This window comes from Nocardiopsis potens DSM 45234, from assembly GCF_000341105.1.
In the GTDB taxonomy this organism is placed as follows: domain Bacteria; phylum Actinomycetota; class Actinomycetes; order Streptosporangiales; family Streptosporangiaceae; genus Nocardiopsis_A; species Nocardiopsis_A potens.
This window is the reverse complement of sequence record NZ_ANBB01000038.1, coordinates 19,372-44,663: the sequence shown is the minus strand read 5'-3', so window position 1 is coordinate 44,663 and position 25,292 is coordinate 19,372. Positions and strand designations below refer to the sequence as shown.

Here is a 25,292-nt window from a genome sequence, read left to right as displayed (position 1 = left end):
GTCAGCGGCGTACGCGAACGGAAAGAGCACGATGTCCCTGGAACCACCGACCTTCGCCCCTGAAGCGGACCGGTCCACCGGTGCCCCGCGCGTCGATGCGCGCAGGCTGCTCGACAGACTGGAGCGGCTCCGCCGGATCGGGGCCGGGCACGGCATCTCGCGCATCGGATTCAGCGCGGAGGAACAGGAAGGCCGGGCCCTGATCGCCGATTTCATGGCCGAAGCCGGACTGCGGCCGGAGGTCGACCCGGCCGGCAACCTGATCGGCCTGCCCCCGGCCCTCCGGTCCGGCACGCCCGTGCTGATGCTCGGGTCGCACATCGACACGGTGCCCGAAGGCGGCGCCTACGACGGCGCACTCGGGGTCCTCGGCGCGATCGAGGTCGTCCAGACGCTGAGCGAACTCGGACTGCGCACGCACCGGCCGCTCGCCGCGGTCTGCTTCGCCAATGAAGAGGGGGGCAACGGCACCCCGGGGATGTGGGGATCGCACGCCGTCGCCGGGTCCCTGACCCGCGAGCACATCACCGCCGTCGACGTCCTCGGCAACCCGATGGAGCGGCTGGTCGGCGGAGCCGGTGGAGACCTCGGCCGGATCGGGGAGGCGGCATGGCCTCCCGGGTCCATCGACGCCTTCCTCGAACTCCACATCGAGCAGGGCCCCGTCCTCGAAGAACGGGGGATCGACATCGGCGTCGTCACCGCGATCACCGGGCGGGTCACGGCGGACGTCGAGATCACGGGCCGGACGAACCACGCCGGGACCACGCCGATGGAGATGCGCCGCGATGCATTGGCCGCCGCCGCGCGCCTGGTCCTGGCGGTCCGCGGGCTCGCGGCCGAGGACCGGATCGTGCGGGTCGCGACCGTGGGCCGCTGCGATGTGGAACCCGGCGCGTGGAACGTCGTCCCCGGGCGGGTGCGGCTGCGCGCCGACATGCGCGACGTCGACCCGGAGGCACTGGACCGGGGCGTCGCGGCCCTCGAAGCGCGCGCCGTGGCGGTCGCGGCGGAGACGGGGACCGGCGTCGCGGTCGAGGTCGCCGACCGTGTCGAGCCGGCCCCGTGCGCGCCCCGCCTGCGCCGCCGGGTGCGGGCCGCGGCGGAGGAACTGGGGCTGAGCACGATCGAGATGCCCAGCGGCGCCGGCCACGACGCACAGATCATCGCGGAGGCGGCCCCCGTCGGAATGATCTTCGTCCCCAGCGCCGGAGGCGTCAGCCACGCGCCGGACGAGCACTCCAGCGACGCCGACGTCGTCAACGGCGCAGACGTTCTCCTGCGCACCGTGCTCGGCCTGGGGCGCGCCGGCGCCGAACCGCGCCGCAGGGCCCACTGACCCCGCTCCGGCGGCCGAAGGCGGCGCCGGCACCCACAACGGAGGAACACATGCACGTCATAGGCATCAGCGGAATGGACGGCTCCATCGCCTTCAAGCGCGAGCGGATGCCGGGCCTGGACGAGCGCAGCTACCGGATCGTCCAGGGACTGGACTCCGCGGCCGCCCTCGTCAGCGGCGGCGAAGTGGTGGCGGCCGCCGCGGAGGAGCGGTTCACCGGCGAGAAGACCACCGGCGACTTCCCGCTCAACGCCATCCGGTACTGCCTCGACGCCGCCGGCATGAAGATGTCCGACATCGACGTCGTCGCGCACTCTTTCGACTACGGCCGGGCCGAAGGGCGGAGCCTCGATGCCCACGCGCGCGCCGTCCACGACACCGTCCACGCCCCGGAGGCCACCCGGCGCCTGGTCGAGCGGCACTGGCCCGGACCCGCCGGTCCCGGCCGCTTCGCCCCCGTCGCCCACCACTTCGCCCACGCGGCGAGCGCCTACCACCTCAGCGGTTTCGACGAGGCCCTGGTCGTGGTCGCCGACGGCATGGGGGAGTCCGAGAGCACCAGCGTCTACTCCGCGCGCGGCGGCCGTATGGAACCGCTGCACCGCGTCCCCGCGCTGCACTCGCTGGGCACGCTCTACGGCGTCTTCACCCTCTACCTCGGCTTCGTCTTCGCGATGGACGAGTACAAGGTCATGGGCCTGGCCCCCTACGGCGACCCCGCCCGCTACTTCGACCGGATGAGGGAGCTGGTCCGCCCCGCGGCCGACGGCGGCCATGTGGTCCCGGTCCTGGCCGAGAACCGCACCCCCGACCAGCGCGAGACGCACCAGGGCGCCCTCGCCGCGATCGCGCGGAGGTTCGGTCCTCCCCGCCTTCCCGGCGAACCGGTCGAACAGCGCCACATGGACGTGGCGGCGGCCCTCCAGGCCGCTCTGGAGAACTGCATGCTGCACACGCTCCGCCACTTCCGGCAGGCCACCGGTCACCGCAGGCTGTGCATGGCGGGAGGGGTCGCACTCAACTGCAGCATGAACGGGACGGTCTCCCGGAGCGGCGTGTTCGACGGGGTCTTCGTCCAGCCCGCCTCCGGCGACGACGGGTCGGCCCTGGGAGCCGCCCTGGCCGTCCACGTCGGCGAGACCGGAGAAGGGGCGCGGCCCCGAATGGGCATGCCCTACTGGGGCCCCGGCTACTCCGACCGGGACTACCGCCGCGTGCTGCGGGAGACGCCCGAAGCCGAGTCGGTGGAACTGGGCGGCGACGAAGAGCTCGCCCGGCGGGTGGCCGCCCTGCTCGCCGACGGACGCGTGGTCTCCTGGTTCCAGGGGCGCATGGAGTTCGGCCCCAGGGCACTGGGCAACCGCAGCATCCTGGCCGACCCCCGCGACCCCGGCATGCGCGACCGCATGAACGCCCTCATCAAGCAGCGCGAGGGCTTCCGGCCCTTCGCCCCCGTCGTCAGGGAAGAGGACGCCCGGGACTACTTCGAGTTCAGCGGCGACCTCGGCCGCCACGCCCACATGCTCTTCGTGGTGCGCACCCGCCCCGAGTGGCGCGAACGCCTGCCGGCCATCACCCACGTGGACGGGACCGCCCGCGTCCAGGTGCTGCGCCGCAAGGACAACGAGCGGCTGTGGCGGCTGATCGGCGCCTTCGGGGAGGCCACCGGGACGGCCGTCCTGCTCAACACCTCCTTCAACCTGCGCGGCCAGCCCGTGGTGGCCGATCCGCGCACCGCGCTGGACACCTATCTCCGTTCGCGCATCGACCACCTGGTCCTGGGGCGCCACCTCGTCGGCAGCGCCGACAGGCCGGTGGAGGGCGCCGCGCCGACCGCACGCGGTACGGAGGTGCGGAGGTGACACCGTTCCGGTCGCACACCGCCGAAGCATCCGGGAACCGGGTGGCCCTGCCCACGGACGCGCCGGCGCCGCCGCTCCGCCGCTATCTGCGCGATTCGCACACGGTCGAGCTCGACGGGCCGACGTCCGCCCGGATCCTGGCCCCGGCTCCGCCGCGCCCGCCGCTGCCCCGGTTGGGCACGGCCGCGCTCCTCGTCCTCGTGGCGCGCCGCTGCGCCACCGCCCGGCCGCGGCTGGCGCTGCTCGCCCCCGAGGCGCCGGCGCCCGTCGAACTCTCCGTCGACCTGGCGGACGCGGCCGACCTGGGCGCCGTCGCCGAGCACCCGGACCTGGACCGGGGGCGGGCCTGTACGGGGACGGTCCCCGAGCGCCTGGCGATCGCGCTCGTGGTGGAGGCGTCCGGCGGCGGGGAGGCGGCCCCCGCGGACTTCCCCGAACAGGACACCGTCTTCCGGCTCCGCGAACAGGGCGGCAGGCTCTCCCTCACCCTGGACTGGGAATCGGGCCTGTTCACCGAGGACGGCGCGGCAGAGCTCCTGGACCATTGGCGGGGACTGCTGCTCGACGTCGCCGAGCGCCCGCGCACCCCGACCGGAGCCGAAGAGGCTGCGGGCGCGCCCGTATCGGCGGAGCCTCACGCCGGCGCTCCCGGAGCCCCTCCCCGGGGCCGCGTCGAGAAGGCCGTCGCCGAGATCTGGTGCTCGGTCCTGGGGACGGAGAGCCTGGGCAGGGACGCCAACTTCTTCGCCGAAGGCGGCGGCTCCCTGCATGCGCTCAAGGCCGCCCGGCGCATGGAGTCCCGGTTCCGCGTCGCCGTCCCGGCGGCCCTGCTGTTCGAGGCGCCGACGGTGGAGGAGGCCGCCAGGAGCGTCACCGACCTGTGGGACGAGGCCCGCCCGGCCCCGGAGGAGGCCGCCGCATCCGCTCCGGGCGGCGGAGCGCCGCCCTCCCCCCGGGAGGCCGCCGAGGGCGGCGCTTCCGCGGCCCAGGAGCGCATCTGGTTCTTCGAACACCTGCGGCCGGGCACACCGGGATACAACATGCCCTGGGCCGTCGACGTCGACGGAGCCCTGGACACGGAGGCGCTCTCCCGCGCCGTGCGGACCGTCGTACAGCGGCATGAGGCCCTCCGGACGGTCTTCCGGGACGATGAGGGGCGCCCGGTTCCCGAGGTCCGGCGGGAGGCGCGCGTCGAGGTCAGGACGCACACGGTCGGCGCCGATGGCCCGGACGCGCCGAGGGCGGCCGCGGAACGGCTGCTGCGGGACCTGGCCGCAGAGCCCTTCTCCCTGGTGGGGGAGGTGCTCATGCGGGTGGACGCGGTGACGCTGTCCCCGCGGGAGCACACCGTCCTGGTGACGCTGCACCACATGGTCGCCGACGGCGCCTCCATCACCGTGATCCTGGACGAACTGGCCGCCTTCTATGCGGAGGAGACGGGCGGGGCCGCCGCCGGCCTTCCCCGGGCGCCCGGCTACGCGGAGACCATCGAACGCCGCCGCGACCGCCTGCGCGACGGAGGGCGCGACCGCGCCCTCGCCCACTGGCGGAGGCGGCTGGCCGGCGCGCCGGACCGCATCGCCATCCCCTTCGACGTGCCGCCCTCGCCGCATCAGGGCGCCGCGGGCGCCGCACTGCCCTTCACACTGGAGCCGGCCGTGGCGGAGGCGGCCCGCACGCTCGCCGCGAAGAGCGGGACGACGGTGTTCGCCGTGCTGATGGCGGCCTTCCAGGCGCTTCTGCAGCGCTGGACCGGAGAGGAGGACATCGTCATCGGCACGACGGTCGGCGGCCGTGCCGCGGAGGGGGGCCAGGGCGTCGTGGGGCCGCTGTTCAACACGGTGCCGATCCGCACCGGGCATGGGCGCTCCGCCTCCTTCGGCGCCGCGGTGGAGGCCGCGCACCGCGAGGTCGCGAGCGCCCTGGAGCACCAAGAGCTCCCCTTCGATGAACTGGTCGCTGAACTGGGAGCGCGGCGGGACCCGTCCCGGCCGCCGCTGGTACAAGTGCTGTTCGAACTGGACGAGGTGACCGGCAGGCGCGAGCCGGTTCCGGGAACGGTCTGGTCCCAGCGCCTCGTCGACACGGGGACGGCCAAGTACGAGCTGACCCTCACGGTCACCGACGACGGCGAGCGCCTCCGCGGCAGGGTCGACCACTCGCGTTCACTGGCCCCGGAGACCGCGCGCTGGCTGGCGGAGGCCTACACCGCCCTCCTGGAGGAGGCGTGCGCGGCACCGGACCGGCCGATCCAGCGGCATCCGCTCGGCGAGCCGCCGCGCACCGGTGCCGCCGCGAAGACCCATGCCCGAGCCGCCGGGCGGCCGAGCGAGGCCTGCGTGCACGCGCTCTTCGAAGCGCAGGCCGACCGCACCCCCGGGGCCGTGGCGGTGCGCTCGGCCTCGACCGAGTGGACCTACGAAGAGTTGGACGCGCGCGCCAACCGGCTCGCGCACCTTCTCATCGCCGCAGGGGCGGGCCCGGAGACGGCGGTCGGCGTGTGCCTGGGGCGCTCCGAGCACATGCCGGTCGCGCTGCTGGCCGTCATGAAGGCCGGCGCCGCCTACGTGCCGATCGACCCCGGCTACCCGGAGGCCCGCAAGCGCTTCATGCTGGAGCAGGTGTCCGCGCCGATCCTGGTGAACGAGGACGGGGGGCGGGCCGACTGGTTCGACGGGGCCGTTCTGGGCGCCTCGCGGGCACCGGCCGGAACCGCCCCCGACCATCGGCCGGAGGTCCGGGTCGCCCCGCGCAACCCCGTGTACGTGATCTACACCTCCGGCTCCACGGGACGGCCCAAGGCGGTCGTGGTCGAGCACCGCACCGTCGCCAACTACCTGGCGTGGGCGGTCAGCGACTACGTAGGGCCGCGCACCGGAGGAGCGCCGCTCTTCTCCTCGTTCGCCTTCGACATGATCGTCCCCAACATCTACGCGCCGCTGCTCACCGGGCAGCCCGTGCACGTCGTCCCGGAGGACACACCGCCGGAGAAGCTGGCCGAGGCGCTGATGGAGCATGCGCCCTACGCCTTCATCAAGCTGACCCCCGGCCATCTCGACCTGCTCGCCGAGTTCCTGGAACCGGATCAGGCGCGACGCCTGTGCGGACTGCTCGCCGTGGGGGCGGACACGTTCCCGCGGCAGGTGCTCGACCGGTGGCGCGCGCTCGATCCCGCCACACCGGTCCTCAACGAGTACGGCCCGACGGAGGCGTCGGTGGGGAACTGCGTCCACTTCGTCACCGCGGAGGAGGAGGGGGAGACGCTCCCGATCGGCCTCCCCATCCCGGACACGACGATGTACGTCCTGGACGAGGCCATGCTTCCGGTGCCCGTGGGCGGGGAGGGGGAGCTCTACATCGGGGGCGCGTGCGTCGTGCGCGGATACGGCGGGCAGCAGCGGCTCACCGCCGACAGGTTCGTCCCCGACATGTTCGGCGCCCCGGGCGGGCGGCTCTACCGGACCGGGGACCTGGGGCGCCGGCGCCCCGACGGAAACCTGGAGTTCCACGGCCGCCTCGACGACCAGGTCAAGATCAACGGCTACCGGGTGGAGCCCGGGGAGGTTGAGAGCGCCATCGCCGACCACCCCGACGTCGCCAAGGCGGTCGTGGCGGTGGCCGGGGCCCCGGGCGGCCGGCGCCTGCTCGGCTACTACGTCTGCGAGCGGCCGCTGGAGGCCTCGGAGGTACTGGAGCATCTGCGCGAGCGGCTCCCTTCCCACCTGCTTCCGGCCGCGCTGATGCAGATCGACGCGGTCCCGCTCAACCGGAACGGCAAGGTCGACCGCTCGGCCCTGCCGTCCCCGGCTTCCGCGGCGCACGCTTTGGACGGCGGGCGCCCCGGGGCCGGAGAGGACCCGGTGGCCGCGGCCGTGGCCGTGCTGATGGCCGGGACGCTGGGGGTGCCGTCCTCCGCGGTCGGGTCCGGTGACGACTTCTTCGCCGCGGGCGGAAGGTCCCTGGACGCCGTGCGGCTGGCCGGGCGGATCCGCCGCGCGCTGCGGTGCCGGCTGCCGATCTCCGACTTCATGCTCGATCCCACTCCCCGGGGGATCGCGAGAGCGATCGGCGCCGGAGAGGAGGTGTCCGAGCGGGCCCGAAGGCTCGTCGACCTGAGCGCGCTGCCCGCGCAGGACCGGGCGTCGCTGAAGCGCCGCGCCTCGGCCGCCCCGGACGGGGAGCCGGCCCCGCGGACCCCCGGAGAAGGAGGGGGGCCGACCTATGCGGTGGTCGTCAACGCGGAAGGGCAGTACTCCGTCTGGCCGGTGCAGCGGCCGGTGCCGGAGGGGTGGCGCGCCGAGGGGCCGCAGGGCACCCGGGAGCAGTGCCTAGACCACATCGAGGCCGTCTGGGCCGACATGAGGCCTCTCAGCGCGCGCTGATCCGCCGACGGCGGTGCCGGCGCCGCGCGGCGCCGGCACCGCCGGGCCCCGGGAGAGGGGGGACGGGAACGGCCTCCCGACCGTCCGGCCCCGGGCGTCACCGCACGGCCGCACCCGGGAGAAGACGACCTGGGCCGCGTCCGGCCGCTCGGCGGCCTTCTTCTTCCGGCCCCGGTCCTCGCGCTCCAGCCAGGCCCGGCACGCCGACGCCCATGGTGAGTCGCCCAGTTCGACGAACACGGCCAGGGCCCGGCCGACGGTGCGCACGGCCTTCCTGCGCCGCCCCCGGGCGCACAAGAGCATCCCGCGGGAGAAGAGCAGGGCGGCCTGTCCCCGCCGGTCCCCGCTGCGCAGAGCGGCCACCAGCGCGATGTCGTTGATGCTCTCCCACTCGGAGAGACGGCGGTGCTCACGCAGGAACGGGGCCAGGGCGACGGCGAGGTTCCAGCAGGCCCCGGCGGCTCCGCCGTCGGCGGCCAGGGCGATCGCCGAGCGCAGCGCTGGTCGTTCCCGCTCCAGGTAGAGCGCCGGGTCGCCGAGCGCGTCCTCCAGGTAGGAGGCGGGCAGGGGGTACCGGGCCGCTCCTTCCCGCGGGATGGGCGAGGCGCCGCCGAGGAGGCGCCGGCCCGCCTCGTCCACCGCGGTGAGCCAGCCGCCGGCCAGGCGTTCGACGGCGTGCTTCCGCTCTTCGCCGGGCTCCTGCTCGCGGAGGAGCTCACGGCCGTACAGGCGGGCGACCTTGGAGAGGCGGTAGCGGGCGTGGCCCGCGCCGTCGGTGCCGGCGACGCCGAGCAGGCCGACGTCCACCAGGCGCTCGGACATGTCTCCGGGCGGGGTGTCGGTGATCCCGGTGAGAGCCCCGTCGGCCCAGACGGGGATGTTCTCCCCGTCGGTGATGCTCAGCAGGCGGAACGCCCGCTGCTCCCGGTCGGAAAGGGCGTCGTAGCCGGAGCGGAGGCGCGACCGCAGGTCCAGTTCCCCGTGGGAGAGTTCGTCCAGGCACCGGCGGGGATCGGCCAGGCGGCCGTGCAGCGCCCCGATGCTCCAGTGCGGGCGCGCGTTGAGCCGGTCGGAGATGATCCGCAGGGCGAGGGGGTGCCCGTCCACCGCGTCGACCAGCGCCGCGGCGGCGCCCCGGCCGCCGGCGACGCGCTCGGCCCCCAGTGCGGACTCCAGGAACCCCATCGCCTGCGCCGGGGCGAAGGCGCCCAGTTCGAAGATGCGGCTGCAGGGAAGACCGGACAGCCGGGCGCGGCTGGTGATGAGAACGGCGCAGGTCCCCGACCCCGGCAGCAGCGGCCGCACCTGGGCGATGGAGGCGGCGTCGTCCAAGACGACGAGGACACGCCGTCCGGCCAGCAGGCCGCGGAAGATCGCGGCGCGCCGTGCCGGGCTGTCGGGGATCTCCTGCGCGGGTACGCCGAATGCGCGCAGGAAACCGAGCAGGACATCGGCGGGGTCGACCGGTTCGCCGCTCATGCCCCGCATGTCGCAGTAGACCTGGCCGTCGACGAAGTGCTCCCGCGCGAGTCGGTGGGCCAGGTGGATCGCCGTCGCGCTTTTGCCGCAGCCGGCCCCGCCCGCGATGACGACCACCCGGACGGCGCTGTGGCTGTCGCCGCCGACGGCCGCCTCGTGGACCGCGGCGAGCAGCTCAGGGGGCGCGAGGACGTCGCCGAGGTCGGACGGGAGCTGGCAGGGGGCCACTCGGGGGAACGGGGAAGGGGGAGCCCGCTCCGGCTCGACCCGGGGCGGGGGCGGCGGGGCGGAGACGGCAGGGGCGCGCTCCGCTCCCTCCGGAGCGGTGAATCCGCCGTGCGGGCCTCGCGGAGCATCGAGCTCGGGACCGCCGCGCAGGACGGCCTGCTCCATGCCCTGCAGCTCTGCGCCCGGCTCGATTCCCAGATCCTTCACCAGCTGCTCCCGGCCGGTGCGGAACGCCTCCAGGGCCTCGGCCCGGCGGCCCGACCGGTACAGGGCGAGCATGAACTGGGCGCGCAAGCGCTCCCGGTAGGGGTGCTCGTCGACCAGGGAACGCAATTCGGTGACCATCCGCAAATGGTTCCCCAGGGCGAGTTCGGTGCCTACGTACAGCTCGACCGTGTTCATCCGCTCCTCGCCCAGCCGAACCGCTTTGTTCCGGAGCGCAGGGCTGGGGAGCCCCTCCAGGGCCTCTCCCTTCCACAGGCCGAGTGCCGCCCGCAGTGCGTCCGCGGCATCGGATTCCCGTCCTTCCTGTGAAAAGGCCTCCGCTTCGGCGACCCTTCTTCGGTAATGTTCCAGGTCGAATTCGTCTCCGTTGAGGCGGAGGCGGTATCCGGAATGCTCCGTTGTGATGGTGGAGTGCGATCCGGCCGCCGAAAGGAATCTGCGCAGCTTGGAGATGCAGATCTGTACCTGTGTCCTGGCGGTGCTCGGCGGGGATTCGCTCCAGACGGTGTCGATCAACTGCTCCAGGGGGACGATGTTCCCCTCTTTGAGGAGGAGGATTCCGAGGAGGATCTGCTGGCGGCCGGGGAGGAGCGGCTGCTCCCCGGCCGCCGCATGGACCTGGAAAGGGCCGAGAACGTCGAATCTCACTTTCGAGGGGGCGGTGCCGGGCCGGGCTGGAAAGCGGTGATCGGGCAAGATTTGTGACGCCCTTTCTCGGAAGAACGGGGGGACGGGGGAGGGCGGGCGGATCATGATCTGCCCGCCCGGTGTCCGATGGGGTGATCCGCGGAAGGGGGCGGGATGGTCTTGGGGGTGATGTTCCAGGTGTGCTCAAAGAAGAGATCGGGGTGCGTGGGGGCGTTCGGAATTTCTTCTCTATAGTTGAAAAAGGATATTAAAATTCATTGGTGCGAGTGGTCAAGGACTTTAGATCAGGGCTTGAATGCGCAGGGCAGGGGGAGCCGGGGATCCCCGAGCGGGCCGGCGGCGGGACCGCCGGTCCCGGAACCGGCGGTGAACGGGACTCGCATCCGGGCCGGGCGGAGGTACTCCGCCGCATGCCCGCCGGCCCCGGAGGAGCTCAGGGCGCCGGCGGCGGAGAGGAGGGGGCGAGGGCCCCGGGCCGTCCGGGTCCGCGCCCCGCCCCCGCGCCGCCGGCGGCCGCCGCGGAGGGGCGTCCGGAAAAATGTCGGGCGCCGACCGAACACGCGCCTTCCGTACCGACATAAGTGGGTGAAAGGAACGGGAGGAACGCCTATGAGACGCAGCAGGGTCGGGGACCACTCCGACCAGCGCGCGTTCAACGTGCTGTTCGAGGAGCACTACGACGCCGTGTACCGGTACGCGCGGCGCCGGGTCGGCGCCGACCACGCCGACGACGTCGCCTCGGAGGCCTTCGTCGCCGCCTGGCGGAACCGGGGGCGCCTGGAAGCGGGGAGCGAACTGCCCTGGCTGTACGCCTGCGCGCGCCGCATCACCCTGGCCCACCTGCGCCGGAACCAGCGGCAGGAGCGGATCGCCGGATCCCTCGTCCGCGATCCCGGCCGGGTGCGGGTGCACACCGACGACGCCGAGCAGGTCGTCGAGCGCGCGGGGGCCCTGGCCGCCCTGGCCCGGCTGACCGAGCTCGAGCGTGAACTCGTGATGCTCGTGACCTGGGAGGGGCTCGACACCCGCGCGGCGGCCGAAGTCGTGGGCTGCGCCCACGTGACCGCCCGCGGGCGGCTGCACCGCGCCCGCAAGAGGCTCGCCGCCCTCATGGCCGAAACGCCCGGACCCGAGCGGGCCCGCACTTCGAAGGAGACGGCATGGACGACCTGACCGCACTGCGCACCGCCCTCGACGGCACCGACCCCGCCGCGGGCACCGCCCCCGAACCGGACGCCCGGCACCGGGCCCGCGCCCAGGCCGTCGCCCGGCTGCAGGAGGACTCCGCGGCGCCCGCCGGCGCCGGCCTGCTGCGGCGCCGCATCCCCGTCCTGGCCGCCGGAGCCGCGGCCGCCGCCGTGGCGGTGGGCGCCGTCGTCCTGCTGCAGCCCTCCGGGCATCCGGCCGGGATCCCCGCCGCCTACGCGGCCCCGCCCGACCCGATCGAGGTCCAGGGGGGCGAACCCGTGGACGGCACCGACCGGCTCCTGGCCCTGGCCGAGACCGCCGAGGACCGGGGGGGCGCCCCGGGCGAGGGCGGCGTCGCCTACGTCTCCTCCACCGGCACCGAACTGGAGCGGCTCACCGCGAACGCCGGCGACGAGGACCCCGAGGAGACCCGCGGGTACGGCTTCATCCCCTACGAGTGGGACACCTGGGCCGGCCCGGGCGGCGAGACGCGCCGGGACGCCCACCCCCGGCCGCCGCTGGAGACCGGCGGGGAGGAGGCCGACCACGAGTGGTTCCTGGACCGGCGGAGCGAGAGCACGGAGGAGACCGCGCCCCCCTCCATGCGCTGGCCCGAGGAGCTGCCCACCGACACCGGCGGCATGGTCGAGGCCCTCGGCGGCCTCGGCGACGACCCCTTCGACGACTCCCCGGCCAACCTGGTCGGCTCCGCCGAGGTGCTGTACGGGTCGCGCCCGCTCTCCGGCCCCGAGGAGGCGGCCGTGCAGCGGGTCCTCGCCGAGCACGCCGACGTGCGCTACCTGGGCACCGCCACCGACCCGCTGCACCGCGAGGGCGAGCTCTTCTCGCTGCGGGTCGAGGACGACATGAGCGTGTCCGAGCGCCGCTACCTCTACGACCCCGAGGACGGGTCGCTGCTCTACCGCGACGCGACCCTGCTGGAGGAGGACCCGGAGCTGGGCCGGGCCGAGGACTTCGGCCTGGAGTACCCGCTGCTGAGCGAGCAGGTCAGCTACGTCTGGTCGGGCTGGGTGAAGGGGGTCGGCGAGCGCCCCTAGCGGCGGCCGGCCCCGGAGGCCGGGCCTTTCCCGGCCCGGCCTCCGCCCGGGCGGCCGGCGCACCCCCGCGGAGGGAAGGACGGCCGCCGCGGTACGAGGGGCGGGACCGTGCGGCGGCCCCGCCCCTCCGGCGTGCGCCCGGCGGCAGACCGGCCGAAGGGCCCGGCCCCGGGCCGCCGGCGGAGAGCCGGGCCGGAGGCCGCCGCAGGGCTCCCGGAACCGGGGCGCCGGCGGGGGCGGCCTCGGCGGTGCCGTCGGCCTCGGCGGCGGCTGCGGGGCCCGCCGGACCACTGCGTCCGCCGGCGGCGGGCGCCCGGGGCCGCGGGGCCCGGGCGCGGCGGGCGCCGTCCCCGCTCTTCGCGGAGGGCCCGGCGGATCGGCCCTTCGCACTCACTCCGGGACGGCGGCGGCGAGGCCGTCGAGGACGCGCCGGAGCTGCCAGGCGAAGGCCTCCCCGGTGTCGGGGTAGGGCTCGGCCTCGTTCACCAGCCGGGTGAAGTGGGGGAACCGGCCGCTGTCGAGGACCTGCTGCAGGTAGGGCAGGGTCCGCTCGCGCCAGTCACCGCCGCCCCCGTCCCCTTCTTCTTCCGGGGGGCGGCGCCAGGCCGCCTCCTCCACCTCGGTCTGCACGAAGCCGGTGACGAAGGCGTTCAGGGTGTTGATGACCCGCGCGGCCTCCTCCATCGCCAGCCCGCGCCCGGCCAGGGCGGCCAGGGCGTACTCGGTGGAGGCGAGCGCGTTGGGCCCCAGGGCGGGGCGCCCCGCGGCGGCGCGGGCGAGCCAGGGGTGGCGCAGCATGACCGCCCGCTTGGCCTCCGCCAGCCGGTGCAGGTCCGCCCGCCAGTCGCCGGAGGGCCCGGCGGGGCGGTCCTCCTCGCCCAGGGCGGCGTCGACGATGAGGTCGATCACCTCGTCCTTGGTGCGCACGTGGCGGTAGAGCGACATGGTGCCGCTGCCCAGCTCCCGGGCGATCCGCCGCATGGTCACCGCGTCCACGCCCTCGGCGTCGGCGACGGCGAGCGCGGCCGCGGCGATCTGCTCGCGGGACAGCGCCGCCCGGGGCGCGGGCCGGGAGCGGTCCGGGCGCATCCAGATGATCTCCTCGGCCGGGGGGCGGGCGGCCACGGGCTCCTCCTCGATCGGTCCTGGGCGGAAAGCGGTTGCGTACATCGTAGCGGTGAGTACCCTGTACGCTCGAGTACAACGTACGCAGAAGTGTGGAGCGGAGGGAGCCCGCGATGGCGGAGCGGAGCGTGCACCTGGTGGTCGGGGCGACGGGCAACGTCGGCCGGAAGGTGGCCGAAGGGCTGCTGGCGGAGGGGCGCGCCGTGCGCGCCCTGGTGCGGGACCCGCGCAGCGCGGCCCTGCCCGAGGGCGCCGAGGCGGTCCGGGGCGACCTCACCGACCCGGCGGGCCTGGCGGCCGCGGCCGCCGGCGCGGACTCGGCCTTCCTGGTCTGGCCGTCCCCGCCGGTGGAGGCCGCCCCGGCGGCCGTCGGCGCGATCGCCGCCGGGACCGGCAGGATCGTCTACCTCTCCTCCGCGGGGATCGACGACCGGAAGGCGGAGCAGGCGGACCCGGTCAACCGGTTCCACGCCCGCCTGGAGCGGCTGGTCGAGGACTCCGGCGCCGAGTGGGCCCACCTGCGCTGCGCCAGCTTCGCCGCCTCCCTGCTGCACTGGGCCGACCAGGTGCGCGCGGGCGTGGTCCGCGAGGCCTTCGGCGGGGCCCGCCGCGCCCTGATCCACGAGCGCGACATCGCCGACGTCGCGGTGCGCGCCCTGGCCGGTGGCGGCCGCACCGGCCGCAGGCTGATGCTGAGCGGGCCCGCCGCGCTGAGCCAGGTCGAGCAGGTGCGCATCATCGGCGAGGTGCTCGGCAGGCCGGTCCGCTTCGAAGAGCTCTCCGAAGACGAGGTCCGCGCCGCCATGCGCGCCGAGGGGTGGGCGGAGCCCGACATCGACGGCATGCTCGCGGCCTACGCGGTGATGGCCGAGACGCCCCAGCCGGTGTGGAACACGGTGCAGGAGGTCACCGGCAGACCGGCGCGGACCTTCCGCGAATGGGCCGCCGACCACGCGCACGACTTCGCCTGACCCGCTCTCCGCAGCAGGGGCCGCCTCCCCGGCCCTGCCGTCCGGAGGCCGCGCCCCGGGGACGGAGGCCGCCGGCCCCGAGGGGGTGCCGCCGGTGACCACCGCCGGTCGCGGCCCGAGAGGGCGGACCGCCCTGCGCCTTCCCGTCTCCGAGGCGCCGCCGCCCGCGCACCCGGGCGCCGGGCCGGGGACCGCCTGGCCGTCTTCGGGGACCGCGCCCCGGGTCGGAGGCCGCCGGCCCGGAGCGGGGAGTGCCGCCGGGGCGGCCCGCACCGGGAGCCCTCCCGGCGGATCCGCCGCCGGCCGCGGCCGGAGAGGGCGGACCGCTCTGCGCTCCTCCCGCCTCCGGGGCGGGTGCGGCGGAGCCGGACTCCGGAACAGGGGCCGGAGCCCGGGCCGCCGCTCCGCCCCCGCCCCGCAGAACGGGCGGGAGCCCCGCTCAGAAGTGCGGGCCGATGAGCGGAAGCAGCGGGAAGAACAGCTCCACCAGGAAGAGGCCGAAGACCGCGGCGCCGGTGCCGAAGGCCAGGGTCCTGAGCACCACGGTGTCCTGCCAGGTGGGGTCGTGGCCGTCCTCGTCGAAGGCGTGGGAGATCCACAGGCAGACCGCGAAGGCGGCCCCGGCGGCGGCGCCCAGGGACGCCCAGAAGCGCCACCCCAGGCCGGCCGCCTCGCCCGGATCCAGGAGCAGCAGGCAGACGGCGGCCACGGCCGCCCCGCCCACCAGGGCCGCCCCCAGGCTCAGCAGCACCCCGAGCACGAGGAAGAGGGTGGGAAACCTCAGCACGGCCCGGCGCGACCGGCTCGGCGGCACCGCCCGCACCGGCTCGCCGCCCTCGCCGCCTTCCTGCCCCACCGGGCCCTCCCGCCTGATCGCCGACCACTCCCTCTACCCCGGGAAGGGGCCGGGCGGCGACCCGGCCGCCGGCCCGCCTCCGCCCGGCGGCGCCTCGCGGCCACGGCCGGTTCCCCCGCCGTTTCCCTCCGCCTTCTAGTCTCTGCCCTGGAGGTGGGAATGGGCGCGAGGGAGTCGCTGCCGCGGGAGTACCGGATGATGCCGCGCCAGAGGCGGATCGCGACCGCCGCGCTGGCGCTCTGGTTCTGCCTGCCGGTGCTGGGCCCGTGGGCGGCCCCCGAGGACGCCGCGCCCGCGTGGGTCCCGCCGCTGGCGAGCTGCGTCGGCCTGGGCGTCTTCGGCTGGCTGGTGTGGGCGCTGCGGCGCTCGGGGACCTCGGTCGGCCTGGACGGGATCCGGGTCCGCGGCGTGCTCCGCGTCCGGCGGCTGCGCTGGGAGGAGATCAGCGACATCCGCACCGAGCGGAACGTCGACGCCACGCCGCCGCTGGGCCCGCCGGGCCTGCTCACCTTCGCCCACCGCCGCGGCGGCGGGCGGGTGCGGCTGCTCTACTTCGACGAGTACCAGCTGCTCTTCCGCCGCGAACTGGAGCTGGTCCGCGGCGCATGGGCGGAGCTGCGCGCCCCGGACCGGGCCCCCTGACCCGGCGGCCTGCGGGGCCGGGCCGCAGCGGTCCGGTGCGGCCCCGGTGCCATGCCGGCGGCGGGGCGTCGCCGAAACGCCCCGGCGGCCTGCGCGGGAAGGCGGCCTCCGGGCGGCGGTTCCCGCTCAGCCCTCCGCCCCGTGCAGGATCAGGCGGGCGCAGCGGCCGGGCCGGGCGGCGTAGAAGTTGTGCCCGCCCTCGACCTCGACCGGCTCCACGCCCAGCCGCTCCCGGGCGGCGCGCCGCATCCAGGAGACCTGCAGGGCCCGGTCGCCGAGGGGCAGGAGGTAGGTGGAGGGGCGGCGGGCCGGGTCGTGCTCGGACGGGGCCGCCAGCACGCTCGACAGGTCGCACAGGGCGACCGTGCCCAGGGCCCTGCGGAGTGCGTCCGGGCCGGCGTCGTGGAAGAGGAAGCGGGCGGCCAGCGCCGGATCGCTCGCCGGGTCGACGCCGATCCAGTCCGGGTTGAAGACGGAGGGCGGGTCCGCGCGGACCTCCTCCATCAGGCTCCGCCGGCCCGCGTGGTCGGGGACCACCGCCGCGATCCACACCTGGCGGCGGGAGTCCAGCTCCTCGGCGAGCGCGGGCAGGAGCAGCCCGGAGGCCGAGTGGGCGGCGACGACCGGCCGGTCGAATGTCTCCGGGACCTGGGCGGCGAGGATGCGGGCGTACTCCCCGGCGGTGCGGGCCCCCGCACCGGGGACGGACACGGCGCGGGCCCGGTGCCCGCTCCGGCGCAGCGCCTCGACCACCCCGTCGAAGCCCGCGGCGGTCTGGGTGGTGCCGTGCACCAGGACGACGTCCGGCATCGCTCTTCCTCTCGAGGCGGAAACGGGAGGCCCCGCCGCCGAGCGCGGCCGGGCCCCTGCGGCGCCCTCACCGGGATCCTGCCCCGCCCTCCGGCATCCGGCCACCGGTTCTGCCGCGGGCGAAAGGCCTCCCGCCGGAGCGGAACGGGGCTTTCGCGGCCTCCGGCCGAGCGCTCCCGGTCCGGTGCCCCCGGAGAAGAAGGAAGGGCAGACCGCTGCGGGATCCGCCGCCCGCACCCTGCAGAGCATCCCTCCAGCATGGCACGGCGAAATGAATTCGGCCATGCACTTATCTCCACCTTTCTTTTCGCGCGGCACCGGCCGAGGAATGGGGCAGACTGGAGATTTCGCCGCATTTTTCCCTCTCTCACCCTCCCTGATCTGCGGTCGGTTCACCGCGCCCGCCTTCGGAGGGCAGGGGTGGGCACTCGGGGTTCGCGTGTGGCCGAATTCGGACGATGGCAGGGTATTCGCCGGCGGTTACCATCGACGTGGCGGTAATTAGTGAATTCGGAGGTGAAATCATGGGCGAGCGAAAGGCGGCGCTCTGGGCGGGTGGTCTCGCGGTTCTGCTGATCACGGCGGCCTCTGCGGCCCCGGCCTCAGGCGAGGCCCTGGACGCCGGAGAACTCGACTCCGCCCTGCAAGCCATCAAGGACGGGTCCTGGACCGAAGACGACCTCGACTACATCAAGGAACACCACCCCGATGTGGCCGAGCACACGCCCGACCCGCGACTGAGCGAACTGGAGGTGTTCGAATCGCCTCCGCCGCAGCAGGCCGCCGGAGGCTCCTCCGACCGGATCACCGCCCACGCGGGAGTGCGGTATGAAGAGGTCACCCTGCTGCGCAATACCGCCTGGGTCTGGTTCCACCAGGTGAAGTGGACCTTTTCCCCGGACACCGGTGACGTCGTCGGAAAACCGACCCAGAAGAGCTGGTTCGATGAGGTCGACCCCGTCCACCAGGTCCAGTCCGGACATGTGAAGAACGAGAGGGAACGCATTTCCGGCCGCCCGGGAGGGGCGGAGGTGTGGAGGCTCGACCGCGGCGACCATATCGTCAACACGGTCCTGGGGGTGACGTGGAAGAACCAGTACCCCGAGAACATCATGCGTGTGGACGGCGACGGCGACTACTACTACACGTTCAAGCTCAACGGGGACGTCATCAAGAGCGGCCGCGGTTCCAACGGCCGTTGACGAGAACGGATCCCAGCGCTCCGAGGTGCTCTTCCGAGTTCTCCGGCGGCGCCGCGGGCCCGGAGCGCGGATCTGCACGGCGGTACGGTCCGGAAGCGGCCGGCCGCGCCGCTCATCGGCGCGGGGCCGACCGCTTCCGGCCCCGGCGCCATCGGCCGCAAGGGAGTGCCCGGCGGGCCGCCCCCGAACGGCGCGGCCGGGGAGGCCGGGAGGACACCGGTTCCGGCGGGCCGCCTCCCGGCCGGCCGGGATCAGGCGTCCGCGTCCCGAGGGGGGCCGCCCGCCTGCCCGCCGGACCCGAAGGCGATGCGGACGCCCATGGACATCAGGTCCTCGGCCCGGTGGCCGGGCCAGCCGTGCACGGCCTGGTGCCAGTGGGCCGGGACGGCCGAGGCGCCCCAGGCCGCGCCGAGCAGGGCCCCGGCGATCGCGGCGACGGTGTCGGTGTCGTCCCCGGCGCGCACGGCGGCCTCCAGCGCGAGGCGCAGGTGGCCGGAGGGGGACTCCCCCTCGGGGACCGGGGTGCGGCGGACGGCCGACCAGGCGGCCTGCAGCGCGGGGACGACGAAGCCGTTGGGGGAGAAGCGGGCCGGCGGTTCGGCCTCGGCCTCGTCCAGCCAGGCCCGCCACCGGTCGCGGCCCTCCGCGCCGACCAGGTCCAGGCCCGCCCGCACCCCGTCGAAGGTACCGTGCACCACGGCGTGGCGGACGCCCTCGCACCACAGCACGCAGGCCTCGCACGCCAGCGGGTCGGCGTGGGTCATCGCGCTGTAGTCCCAGGCGGCCTCCGCCAGGGTCCCGGGGTCGTCGAGGTAGGCCAGGGCGAGGGGCGCCGTGCGCATGAGGGAGCCGTTGCCCGCGCTGGGGACGCCGGACCGGTGCCGCTCCCGGGCGGTCTCGGCCATCTTCTCGGCCACCGCGCCGGTGCCGGAGAGGGGAGCGGCCGCGGAGAGGACGCTCGCGGTCTGGTTGCCGATGTCGGTGGCGCCCTCGCGGTACCAGCGCAGCCAGGCCTCGGCGGCGTACCGGCGGGCCTCGCCGCCGCGCATGTCGGGGAAGTGCAGCGCGGTCTCGGCCAGGCACACCGCCATCTGGGTGTCGTCGCTGTACTCGCCGGGGGCGTAGGGGCCCAGCCCTCCGCCCTTCATCCGCGGCTCCTCGTTGTCGCCGAGGCGCGGCGCGAACTCGTAGGGCACGCCGAGGGCGTCGCCGGCCGCGGCGCCGAGCAGCACCCCGGCGGCCCGGTCCCGCCGGAGGGGGAGGTCGGTCTTCTGGTTCATGGGCTTCCTGCTTCAGCGGTGGGGCGGGCACGGGTCCTCGGCCGCGGTCCGAGCGCGTCGATGGGCAAGGATGGTATTCCATCGCCCGGAACGGGGCCCGGGGGCGGCCGCCGCGCTCGCCGCCGGACGAAGCGGCGTGCCCGCCCGGCCGGCGGAGGGCGCGCGGCGCCCAGGGCCTCAGGGGAGGCCGGTGGCGCCGGCGTAGTCGGCGCGGGGCGCCGGCCCCGCCACCGCGTATTCGAGCACGAGGAGCCCGGTCGGGGTCGCATGGTGCTCGACGAGCCGGAGGCCGATGTCGGTGTCCGGCCGCGGGAGCAGCCGGCGCCCCTGGCCGATGACCGCGGGCGCGACGGCGAGCCGCACGGTGTCGACCAGGCCCGCCGCGAGCAGCGAGGAGGCGAGCCGGGCGCTCCCGTGCACCTGGAGTTCCCGGCCCGGCCGCTCCTTGAGCGCCCCGACTGCGGCGACCGCGTCGCCGCCGAGGACCGTCGCCGGGGCCCAGGACCCCGTGGTGAGGGTGTTGCTCACGACGAATTTCGGCAGGGCGTTCATCCGGGCCGCGAACGGGTCCGGGTCGGTGATCCGCGGCCAGTCGCGGGCGAACGCCTCATAGGTGCGGCGCCCCAGGAGGAGGCCGTCCGCGCGGTCGAGCCAGTCGGAGGCCTGCCGGACGAAGGCGCCGTCGAGGTGGGGCACGAACCGGCCGCCGCGCTCGAAGCCGCCGCCGGGGTCCTCCTCCGCCGACCCGGGCCCCTGGCTGACGCCGTCGAGCGTGACGAACTGGGTGATCGCGATCCTCATGCCCCGGCCCCGCTCTCGGCGAGCGCGGCGAGGGCCTTCGTGACGGACCCCCAGCCGTCGAAGAAGCCGAGCCGCTCGTGCCGGGCGCGGGCCTCCGGGTCGCCGTGGCGCACGGTCACCCGGTAATCGGTCCCGTCGGAGTGCTCGCCGAGGACGATCTCGGCGGTCATCGCGACCGGTTCGGGGGCGGCGGGCCGCCACGCGCTCGTGACCGCGTTGGTGAACACCAGCCGGTGCCCTTCTTCGACGACGAGGAAGACGCCGTCGGTGTGCGGGGCGAAGTCGCGGCCGCCGTCGCTCATGCGGGTGACGAAGCCGCCGCCGGGGCGCACGTCGAGCAGGTCGACCCGCGCGGTCGCCGGCGCGGGCACCCACCACTGCCGCAGGAGCGCCGGATCGGTCCAGGCGCGCCAGATCCGGTGCCGCGGGGCGCGGATCACGCGCTGGAGGGACAGGTCGAGCTCGGGGGCGGTCGCGGGGGCTGAATTCTGCCGGCCGATTCATCAGCGTTGATCAGCGCCCCTCTGCCATGATCTTCAGCGTGTGACTCAGAGGTCGGGCGCGCATCCACAGCGTTCACCATCAGAGCGCCTGAAAACGGACGCAAGAAGGCGAGACGGCCGTGCCGGCGGTCGAAGACGTCGGCAGGCCTTTCCCTTCCCTCCCCTGGAGACAGGCCGCCCGCGGTTGAGGCCGCCTTCGAAGTCGGCCCGGAGTGCATCGAGGCTTTACTGTCAGTGCCGGACCGTAGTCTGCGGGTCATGGGCGAAGGCGGGGCGGAAGAGGACACGGTGTATGACATGACCGATGCAGCGGCATCGATTCGCACCCGTCTGTACGGCAGGCGGGCCCGTGGCCGGGCCGTGAAGGCCCTCGCGGCGGCGGAGAACGTCGAGTGAGCCATAAGCAGGGGTTGCGTTTCGAGCCGGCGCCCACCGGGGAGCAGGCGGTCGCCATGGGGCGGCACTGCGGGTTGTCGCGGGTGGTGGAGAACTTCTGCCTGGAGACCGTGCGGAAGAAGTACGCCCAGCGCAAGGCCGAGGAGACCTACGGCATCACCGGCGAGGACCTGACCAAGGTGCCGTGGTCGGCCCCGGCGCTGGAGAGGGAGTGGCACGCCGCCCACCCGAAGCGCTACCCCTGGTTCTCCCAGGACAGGCTGTCCTCCCGCATCCCCAAGGAGGCATGCCGGGTCCGGGCGGCCGGGATCAGGAACTACTTCGAGTCGAAGAACGGCAAACGCAAAGGGGCCCGGGTGGGCTGGCCGAGGTGGCGCAGGCGCAAGCACGGCTCCCGGTTCCGCTACGACGCCGACCGCGCCAGGCCCCTGGACGCCCGCACCGTGCGCCTGCCCGCCATCGGGGAGGTGGCGGTGCGTGAGGACATGTCCTGGCTGGTGGAGCGGATGGCCACCGGCTCCGCCCGGATCCTCGGCGCCACGATCCGCGAGCAGGCCGGGCGGTGGTGGGTCTCCTTCCAGATCGAAGTGGACCGCGATGATGTCGACAAGCGCCGCCGCGTGGAGGCGGGTGCCCCGGCGTGCGGGGTCGACCTCGGTTTGAAGACCTTCGCCGTGATCAAGAGCAGCGACGGCACCACCGAGGAGGTCCGCGCCCCCAGACCGCTCAAGGCCGCCCAGCGGGCACTGAAGCGCGCCGGCCGCAGACTGGCCCGGAGCGCGGAGGGCTCCAAGAACAGGGAAAAAGCGCGCGAGCGCGTCGGGCGGCTGCACTTGCGGGTGGCCGATCGGCGGCGGGACTTCCTGCACCAGACCACCACCTGGCCGGCGAGAACCAAGTCGGCCGTCGCGGTGGAGACCCTGCACGTCAAGGGCATGGCCAGGAACCGCAGGCTCGCCCGCGCCATCTCCGACGCCGGGTTCGCCGAGTTCGTCCGCCAGCTGGAGTACAAGTCCGGCTGGTACGGCTCAAGGGTGTGGAAGGCCGACCGCTGGTTCCCCTCCTCCAAGACCTGCGGGAACTGCGGGCGGATCAACCGCGCCCTGGCCCTGGCCGACCGCCGATGGGCCTGCCCCGGCTGCGGCACCGTGCACGACCGGGACCGCAATGCGGCGGGCAACCTGCTCGCCAGAATGCTCGAAGAGAGCACCGCCTGACATCGGAGCCCTCGCCGGGAAGTTGCCCGGAGAGGAGAAACGCCTCGTGGAGACCGTGTGAGACCTCGCTCTTCGGAGTCGGCGGCGGTCGGTGAAGCAGGAAGAGGACCAGCGAGAGGAACGCTGAGATTCACTCAACGGTCGGCGAGCGCGACGAAGACCCCGTCGAGCTCCTCCGAATGGTTAGCCATGAGGCTAAATATTGCGGGGCGGTCCGCCCGGCGCAAGGGCGAAGCGCTCCCCGCGGGCGTCCTGCGGGCGCGCCCGGAGCGCGCCGGGAGGGCGGGCGGAGCACGTCCGCGGACGTGCCTTCTCCAGGGGCCGCCGCCGGCGGTTGACCTCCAGTTAAGTCGAAGTCCTACGATGCCGACCGACCGATGAGAGGGCGTCCACGGTGCTGAGGAGCGGGCAATGATCGTCACCATCGCCAGGGTCTCCGACCCCGACCGGTTCCTGGAGGTCTTCACGACCATCGGCGTGAAAAAGCGGCGCGAGCACGGCTGCCGGAGCGCCCGGGCCTACTTTGACCCCGAGGACGCGCACCGGGTGTGGTCGGTCTTCGACTGGGACGCGGAGGACTACGAGGCCTTCCTCGCCGACCCCGAGGTCCCGGCCATCGCCCGGCGGCTCGGGCTCCGGGAGCCGCCCGTGCACGCCGCGGCCGCGGCCGAGCTCGACGCCTGACCACCGCAGAGAACGCAGAGAAACAAGAGAGGTCCGCCATGGCCGCCACACCCCCGCAGGCCCGCAGGTTCAGTTCGCAGATCGGCGAGGACGCCGTCCGCCTCGGCGACCGGATCCTCATCGCGCCCGGCCTGGACGCAGAGGCCGGCGGGCCGATGAGCGCCTACACGTCGTTCCTCGGCGCGGGCGCGCGCGCCGACCTGCCGGCCCCCTACGCCGAGGTGTGGGTGGTGCTCGGCGGAGCGCTGCGGGTGGGCGCCGGGAGCGGGGCCGTGACGGCGCGCACCGGCGACTACGTGCACGTCCCCGAACAGGCCCCCGGAACCGTCGAGGCGCTCGAGGACACCACCCTGGTCTGCGTGTCGGTGCCCGCCCACTGACCGGCGCGGAACGGGTCCCGCCCCCTCCGGGCCGGACCGGGCCTCCCGCCCCCGCCCGGAGGCGGGAGGCCCGGCGGATCAGTCCGGGCGCGCGGCCGCGGGGACGGGGACCGCGACCCCGGCCAGTTCCTCGAACCGGCGCCACAGGCCGTCGACCAGGTCCGGCGGGCTGGTCCAGCGCGGCTCGAACCGCACCGGCAGGCCGCGGACACCGTTCTCGGGAGCGTAGAACTCGCCGCCCTGCGCGCGCGGGTCGGTGAGTGCCCGGACCGCGGGCCAGGCGGCGGCGTCCTTGCCCTGCGCCCAGGGGGTGTAGGGGTTGCGCCGCAGCGGAACGGTGCGGTCGCGGATCCCCGGGCGGTGGGGCGTGCGGGCGTCCGTGCCGATGCCGGGGCGCACCACCAGGGACAGCACGGGGGCCTCCGCCGCGCGCAGCCGCCGGTGGAGTTCGGCCCCGAACACCTCGGTGAGGGCCTTGGCCCTGGTGTAGGCGACCACGCCGATCCGGGAGGTGCGGAGCGGGTCGGTGACGGGCCTGCGGAGCAGGTCGACGTAGCCCGTCGAGGTGTGCGCGATCCGCGCGGGGACGCCGCTCCGCTCCCCGGTGCGCGCCAGAGCGGGCAGCGCCCCGGCGGTGAGCGCCACGTTGGCGACGAGGTGGGTGCCGAGCTGCATCGGGAGGCCGTCCCGGGTGGTCTCGGCGGCCTTCATCGCCATGGACCCGCCGTTGAGGAGCAGCCCGTCGATCCGGTCGAGTCCCGCGAGCGCGCTGGATGCGGCCGCCACCGAGGACGCCTCGGCGAGGTCGACGACGAGCCGGTCCAGCGAGGCTCCGGGGACCTGGGAGCGGATCGCGGCCTCGGCGGTCCGCAGCCGCTCGGGCGAGCGCCCGGCGAGCACCACGCGGGCCCCGGCGCCGGCGAGCTGCTCGGCGGCGAAGTAGCCGATGCCCGAGGTCGCGCCGGTGACCACCATGGTGCGCCCGCTCTGGTCGGGGAGGCCGGCCGGGTCCCACGGGACCGGTTCCCCCGGTGCCTCCGGTGTCCTGTGCGTGTTCCGCGGTGTGCGCGCCATGGCCTTCTCCTCGCTCGCAGAAAAAGCGGATACTTCATCCGCTTGTGTCGGTCCCAACACTAAACGGATGACCTATCCGTTTTGAAGGGGGTGTCCGCGCCGCGGCGAGGCCCGCCTCCCGGGCGCGGATAGGATCCGGGCATGACCCCGCCCCCGCTCCGCGCCGACGCGGCCCGCAGCCGCGAGCGCATCCTGGCCGCCGCCCGCCGGGCCGACCCCAAGGACCTGCGCCTCAACGAGGTGGCCCGCGAAGCGGGCGTGGGCGTGGGCACCGTCTACCGGCACTTCGCCACGGCGCACGCCCTCGTGGAGGAGCTCACCCGGGAGGCCCTGGAGCGGCTGAACGCGATCGCGCGCGAGGCCGCCGCCGACCCCGACCCCGGGCGCGCCTTCGAAGCGGGACTGCGCGCCGTGGTCGACCTGCACCTGGAGTCGGGCGGCCTCCAGGCCGTCCTGCTCGCCGCGCACGACGCCAGCCCGGAGGTGGCCGCGCTCAAGGCCGAGACCCTCGACGGCCTGCGCGAAGTGCTCGAACGCGCCCAGCGGGCGGGGGCCGTCCGGGACGACCTCACGGGCGACCAGGTGGAGCGGCTCGTCTGCGGGATCGAGTACGCCGTCCGCCTCGCCGGCGGGGACGAGCGCGGCCTGTTCGTCGACGTCCTCCTCGCCGGACTGCGCCGAAACCCCTGACCGGCCCCGGCCGGGACCGGAAGGGGCCGGAGGGGGCCCGGACGGCGCGAAGGCGCGCTGCCGGGGCGCCGGCGGCGAGGAACCGCCCGCCCCGAGGACCCCGAAGCCCGGAAAAAGACCGCGCGGCCGGTTCGCCTTTACCGCCCCTTCGCGGAAGACCGGCCGGCCGGAACGCCCCGCCCCGCCGGACGGCCGGCGGCCGCCCCTCCTCCGCCCCGAGAACCCGAGACGACGACCCGGAAGACCCCCGAC

21 protein-coding genes are annotated in these 25,292 nt (G+C 74.9%); 13 read left to right on the top strand and 8 right to left on the bottom strand.

All coding sequences use genetic code 11. The annotated features are described in order from the left end of the window. The first annotated feature begins 31 nt into the window (after positions 1 to 31). From D459_RS0115170 to D459_RS31700, 3 genes are read left to right on the top strand one after another with little or no spacing between them, the layout of a single operon-like run. Entirely contained in the window at positions 32 to 1,339 is a 1,308-nt protein-coding gene (locus D459_RS0115170; RefSeq protein ID WP_017593863.1) for a Zn-dependent hydrolase, read from the top strand. Between the two features lie 50 nt (positions 1,340 to 1,389). Continuing rightward, entirely contained in the window at positions 1,390 to 3,201 is a 1,812-nt protein-coding gene (locus D459_RS31705; RefSeq protein ID WP_081620584.1) for a carbamoyltransferase family protein, read from the top strand. Further along, the gene (locus D459_RS31700) at positions 3,198 to 7,583 is read left to right on the top strand and encodes a non-ribosomal peptide synthetase (protein WP_051065436.1); all 4,386 of its coding nucleotides are present in this window, start codon (positions 3,198 to 3,200) and stop codon (positions 7,581 to 7,583) included. Before D459_RS31705 ends, D459_RS31700 begins: the two co-directional genes overlap by 4 nt. On the opposite strand, the gene D459_RS31695 is transcribed toward D459_RS31700, so the two are convergent. Further along, entirely contained in the window at positions 7,530 to 10,268 is a 2,739-nt protein-coding gene (locus tag D459_RS31695) for an AfsR/SARP family transcriptional regulator (protein WP_081620583.1), read from the bottom strand. The genes D459_RS31700 and D459_RS31695 overlap by 54 nt on opposite strands. A 504-nt stretch (positions 10,269 to 10,772) precedes the next feature. Between D459_RS31695 and D459_RS0115150 the strand changes: the two genes are divergently transcribed. Then, complete coding sequence (locus tag D459_RS0115150; RefSeq protein WP_017593860.1) at positions 10,773 to 11,336, top strand: RNA polymerase sigma factor; 564 nt, start codon at positions 10,773 to 10,775, stop codon at positions 11,334 to 11,336. Then, the gene (locus D459_RS0115145; RefSeq protein WP_017593859.1) at positions 11,324 to 12,409 is read left to right on the top strand and encodes a CU044_5270 family protein; all 1,086 of its coding nucleotides are present in this window, start codon (positions 11,324 to 11,326) and stop codon (positions 12,407 to 12,409) included. Before D459_RS0115150 ends, D459_RS0115145 begins: the two co-directional genes overlap by 13 nt. 390 nt (positions 12,410 to 12,799) lie before the next feature. Here D459_RS0115145 and D459_RS0115140 read toward each other — a convergent pair whose 3' ends face one another. Beyond that, positions 12,800 to 13,579, bottom strand: coding sequence for a TetR/AcrR family transcriptional regulator (locus D459_RS0115140; RefSeq protein ID WP_152522986.1), 780 nt, complete (start codon positions 13,577 to 13,579; stop codon positions 12,800 to 12,802). 68 nt (positions 13,580 to 13,647) lie between these two features. On the opposite strand from D459_RS0115140, the gene D459_RS0115135 reads away from it, so the two are divergent. After that, a complete protein-coding gene (locus tag D459_RS0115135; protein ID WP_017593857.1) occupies positions 13,648 to 14,505 on the top strand; it encodes an NAD(P)H-binding protein in 858 nt (285 codons plus the stop codon). A gap of 439 nt (positions 14,506 to 14,944) precedes the next feature. Here the strand turns inward: D459_RS0115135 and D459_RS0115130 are convergent, their stop codons facing one another. Continuing rightward, a complete protein-coding gene (locus tag D459_RS0115130; RefSeq protein ID WP_017593856.1) occupies positions 14,945 to 15,361 on the bottom strand; it encodes a hypothetical protein in 417 nt (138 codons plus the stop codon). Positions 15,362 to 15,520: 159 nt separating this feature from the next. Between D459_RS0115130 and D459_RS0115125 the strand changes: the two genes are divergently transcribed. Further along, the gene (locus D459_RS0115125; RefSeq protein WP_017593855.1) at positions 15,521 to 16,003 is read left to right on the top strand and encodes a PH domain-containing protein; all 483 of its coding nucleotides are present in this window, start codon (positions 15,521 to 15,523) and stop codon (positions 16,001 to 16,003) included. Positions 16,004 to 16,129: 126 nt separating this feature from the next. Here D459_RS0115125 and D459_RS0115120 read toward each other — a convergent pair whose 3' ends face one another. Continuing rightward, on the bottom strand, positions 16,130 to 16,813 hold the full coding sequence (locus D459_RS0115120; protein WP_017593854.1) for an alpha/beta fold hydrolase: 684 nt from the start codon (positions 16,811 to 16,813) through the stop codon (positions 16,130 to 16,132). A 524-nt stretch (positions 16,814 to 17,337) separates the two neighbouring features. Between D459_RS0115120 and D459_RS0115115 the strand changes: the two genes are divergently transcribed. Further along, positions 17,338 to 18,015, top strand: coding sequence for a hypothetical protein (locus tag D459_RS0115115; protein WP_017593853.1), 678 nt, complete (start codon positions 17,338 to 17,340; stop codon positions 18,013 to 18,015). A gap of 251 nt (positions 18,016 to 18,266) precedes the next feature. Here D459_RS0115115 and D459_RS0115110 read toward each other — a convergent pair whose 3' ends face one another. The 3 genes from D459_RS0115110 to D459_RS0115100 form a co-directional block, all read right to left on the bottom strand. After that, positions 18,267 to 19,295 carry an ADP-ribosylglycohydrolase family protein gene (locus D459_RS0115110; protein ID WP_017593852.1) on the bottom strand — a complete coding sequence of 343 codons (1,029 nt, stop codon included), beginning with the start codon at positions 19,293 to 19,295 and terminating at the stop codon, positions 18,267 to 18,269. A gap of 177 nt (positions 19,296 to 19,472) precedes the next feature. Further along, positions 19,473 to 20,096, bottom strand: a complete 624-nt coding sequence (locus D459_RS0115105) for a dihydrofolate reductase family protein (protein ID WP_017593851.1) — start codon at positions 20,094 to 20,096, stop codon at positions 19,473 to 19,475. Continuing rightward, positions 20,093 to 20,536, bottom strand: coding sequence for an SRPBCC domain-containing protein (locus D459_RS0115100; protein WP_017593850.1), 444 nt, complete (start codon positions 20,534 to 20,536; stop codon positions 20,093 to 20,095). The genes D459_RS0115105 and D459_RS0115100 overlap by 4 nt, the downstream gene beginning before the upstream one ends. 321 nt (positions 20,537 to 20,857) lie before the next feature. Between D459_RS0115100 and D459_RS36160 the strand changes: the two genes are divergently transcribed. From D459_RS36160 to D459_RS0115080, 4 genes are all read left to right on the top strand, one after another. Next, complete coding sequence (locus D459_RS36160) at positions 20,858 to 20,995, top strand: hypothetical protein (protein WP_169558460.1); 138 nt, start codon at positions 20,858 to 20,860, stop codon at positions 20,993 to 20,995. Further along, positions 20,992 to 22,212: an RNA-guided endonuclease InsQ/TnpB family protein gene (locus tag D459_RS0115090; protein WP_026120414.1), complete on the top strand. Its 1,221-nt coding sequence runs from the start codon at positions 20,992 to 20,994 to the stop codon at positions 22,210 to 22,212. The genes D459_RS36160 and D459_RS0115090 overlap by 4 nt, the downstream gene beginning before the upstream one ends. Positions 22,213 to 22,623: 411 nt before the next feature. Then, on the top strand, positions 22,624 to 22,896 hold the full coding sequence (locus tag D459_RS0115085; RefSeq protein WP_017593847.1) for an antibiotic biosynthesis monooxygenase family protein: 273 nt from the start codon (positions 22,624 to 22,626) through the stop codon (positions 22,894 to 22,896). A 38-nt stretch (positions 22,897 to 22,934) separates the two neighbouring features. Then, complete coding sequence (locus D459_RS0115080; RefSeq protein WP_017593846.1) at positions 22,935 to 23,276, top strand: cupin domain-containing protein; 342 nt, start codon at positions 22,935 to 22,937, stop codon at positions 23,274 to 23,276. Positions 23,277 to 23,354: 78 nt separating this feature from the next. On the opposite strand, the gene D459_RS0115075 is transcribed toward D459_RS0115080, so the two are convergent. Continuing rightward, on the bottom strand, positions 23,355 to 24,350 hold the full coding sequence (locus D459_RS0115075; protein WP_017593845.1) for an SDR family NAD(P)-dependent oxidoreductase: 996 nt from the start codon (positions 24,348 to 24,350) through the stop codon (positions 23,355 to 23,357). Between the two features lie 141 nt (positions 24,351 to 24,491). On the opposite strand from D459_RS0115075, the gene D459_RS0115070 reads away from it, so the two are divergent. After that, positions 24,492 to 25,040, top strand: coding sequence for a TetR/AcrR family transcriptional regulator (locus tag D459_RS0115070; RefSeq protein WP_017593844.1), 549 nt, complete (start codon positions 24,492 to 24,494; stop codon positions 25,038 to 25,040). The last annotated feature ends 252 nt before the right edge of the window (positions 25,041 to 25,292 follow it).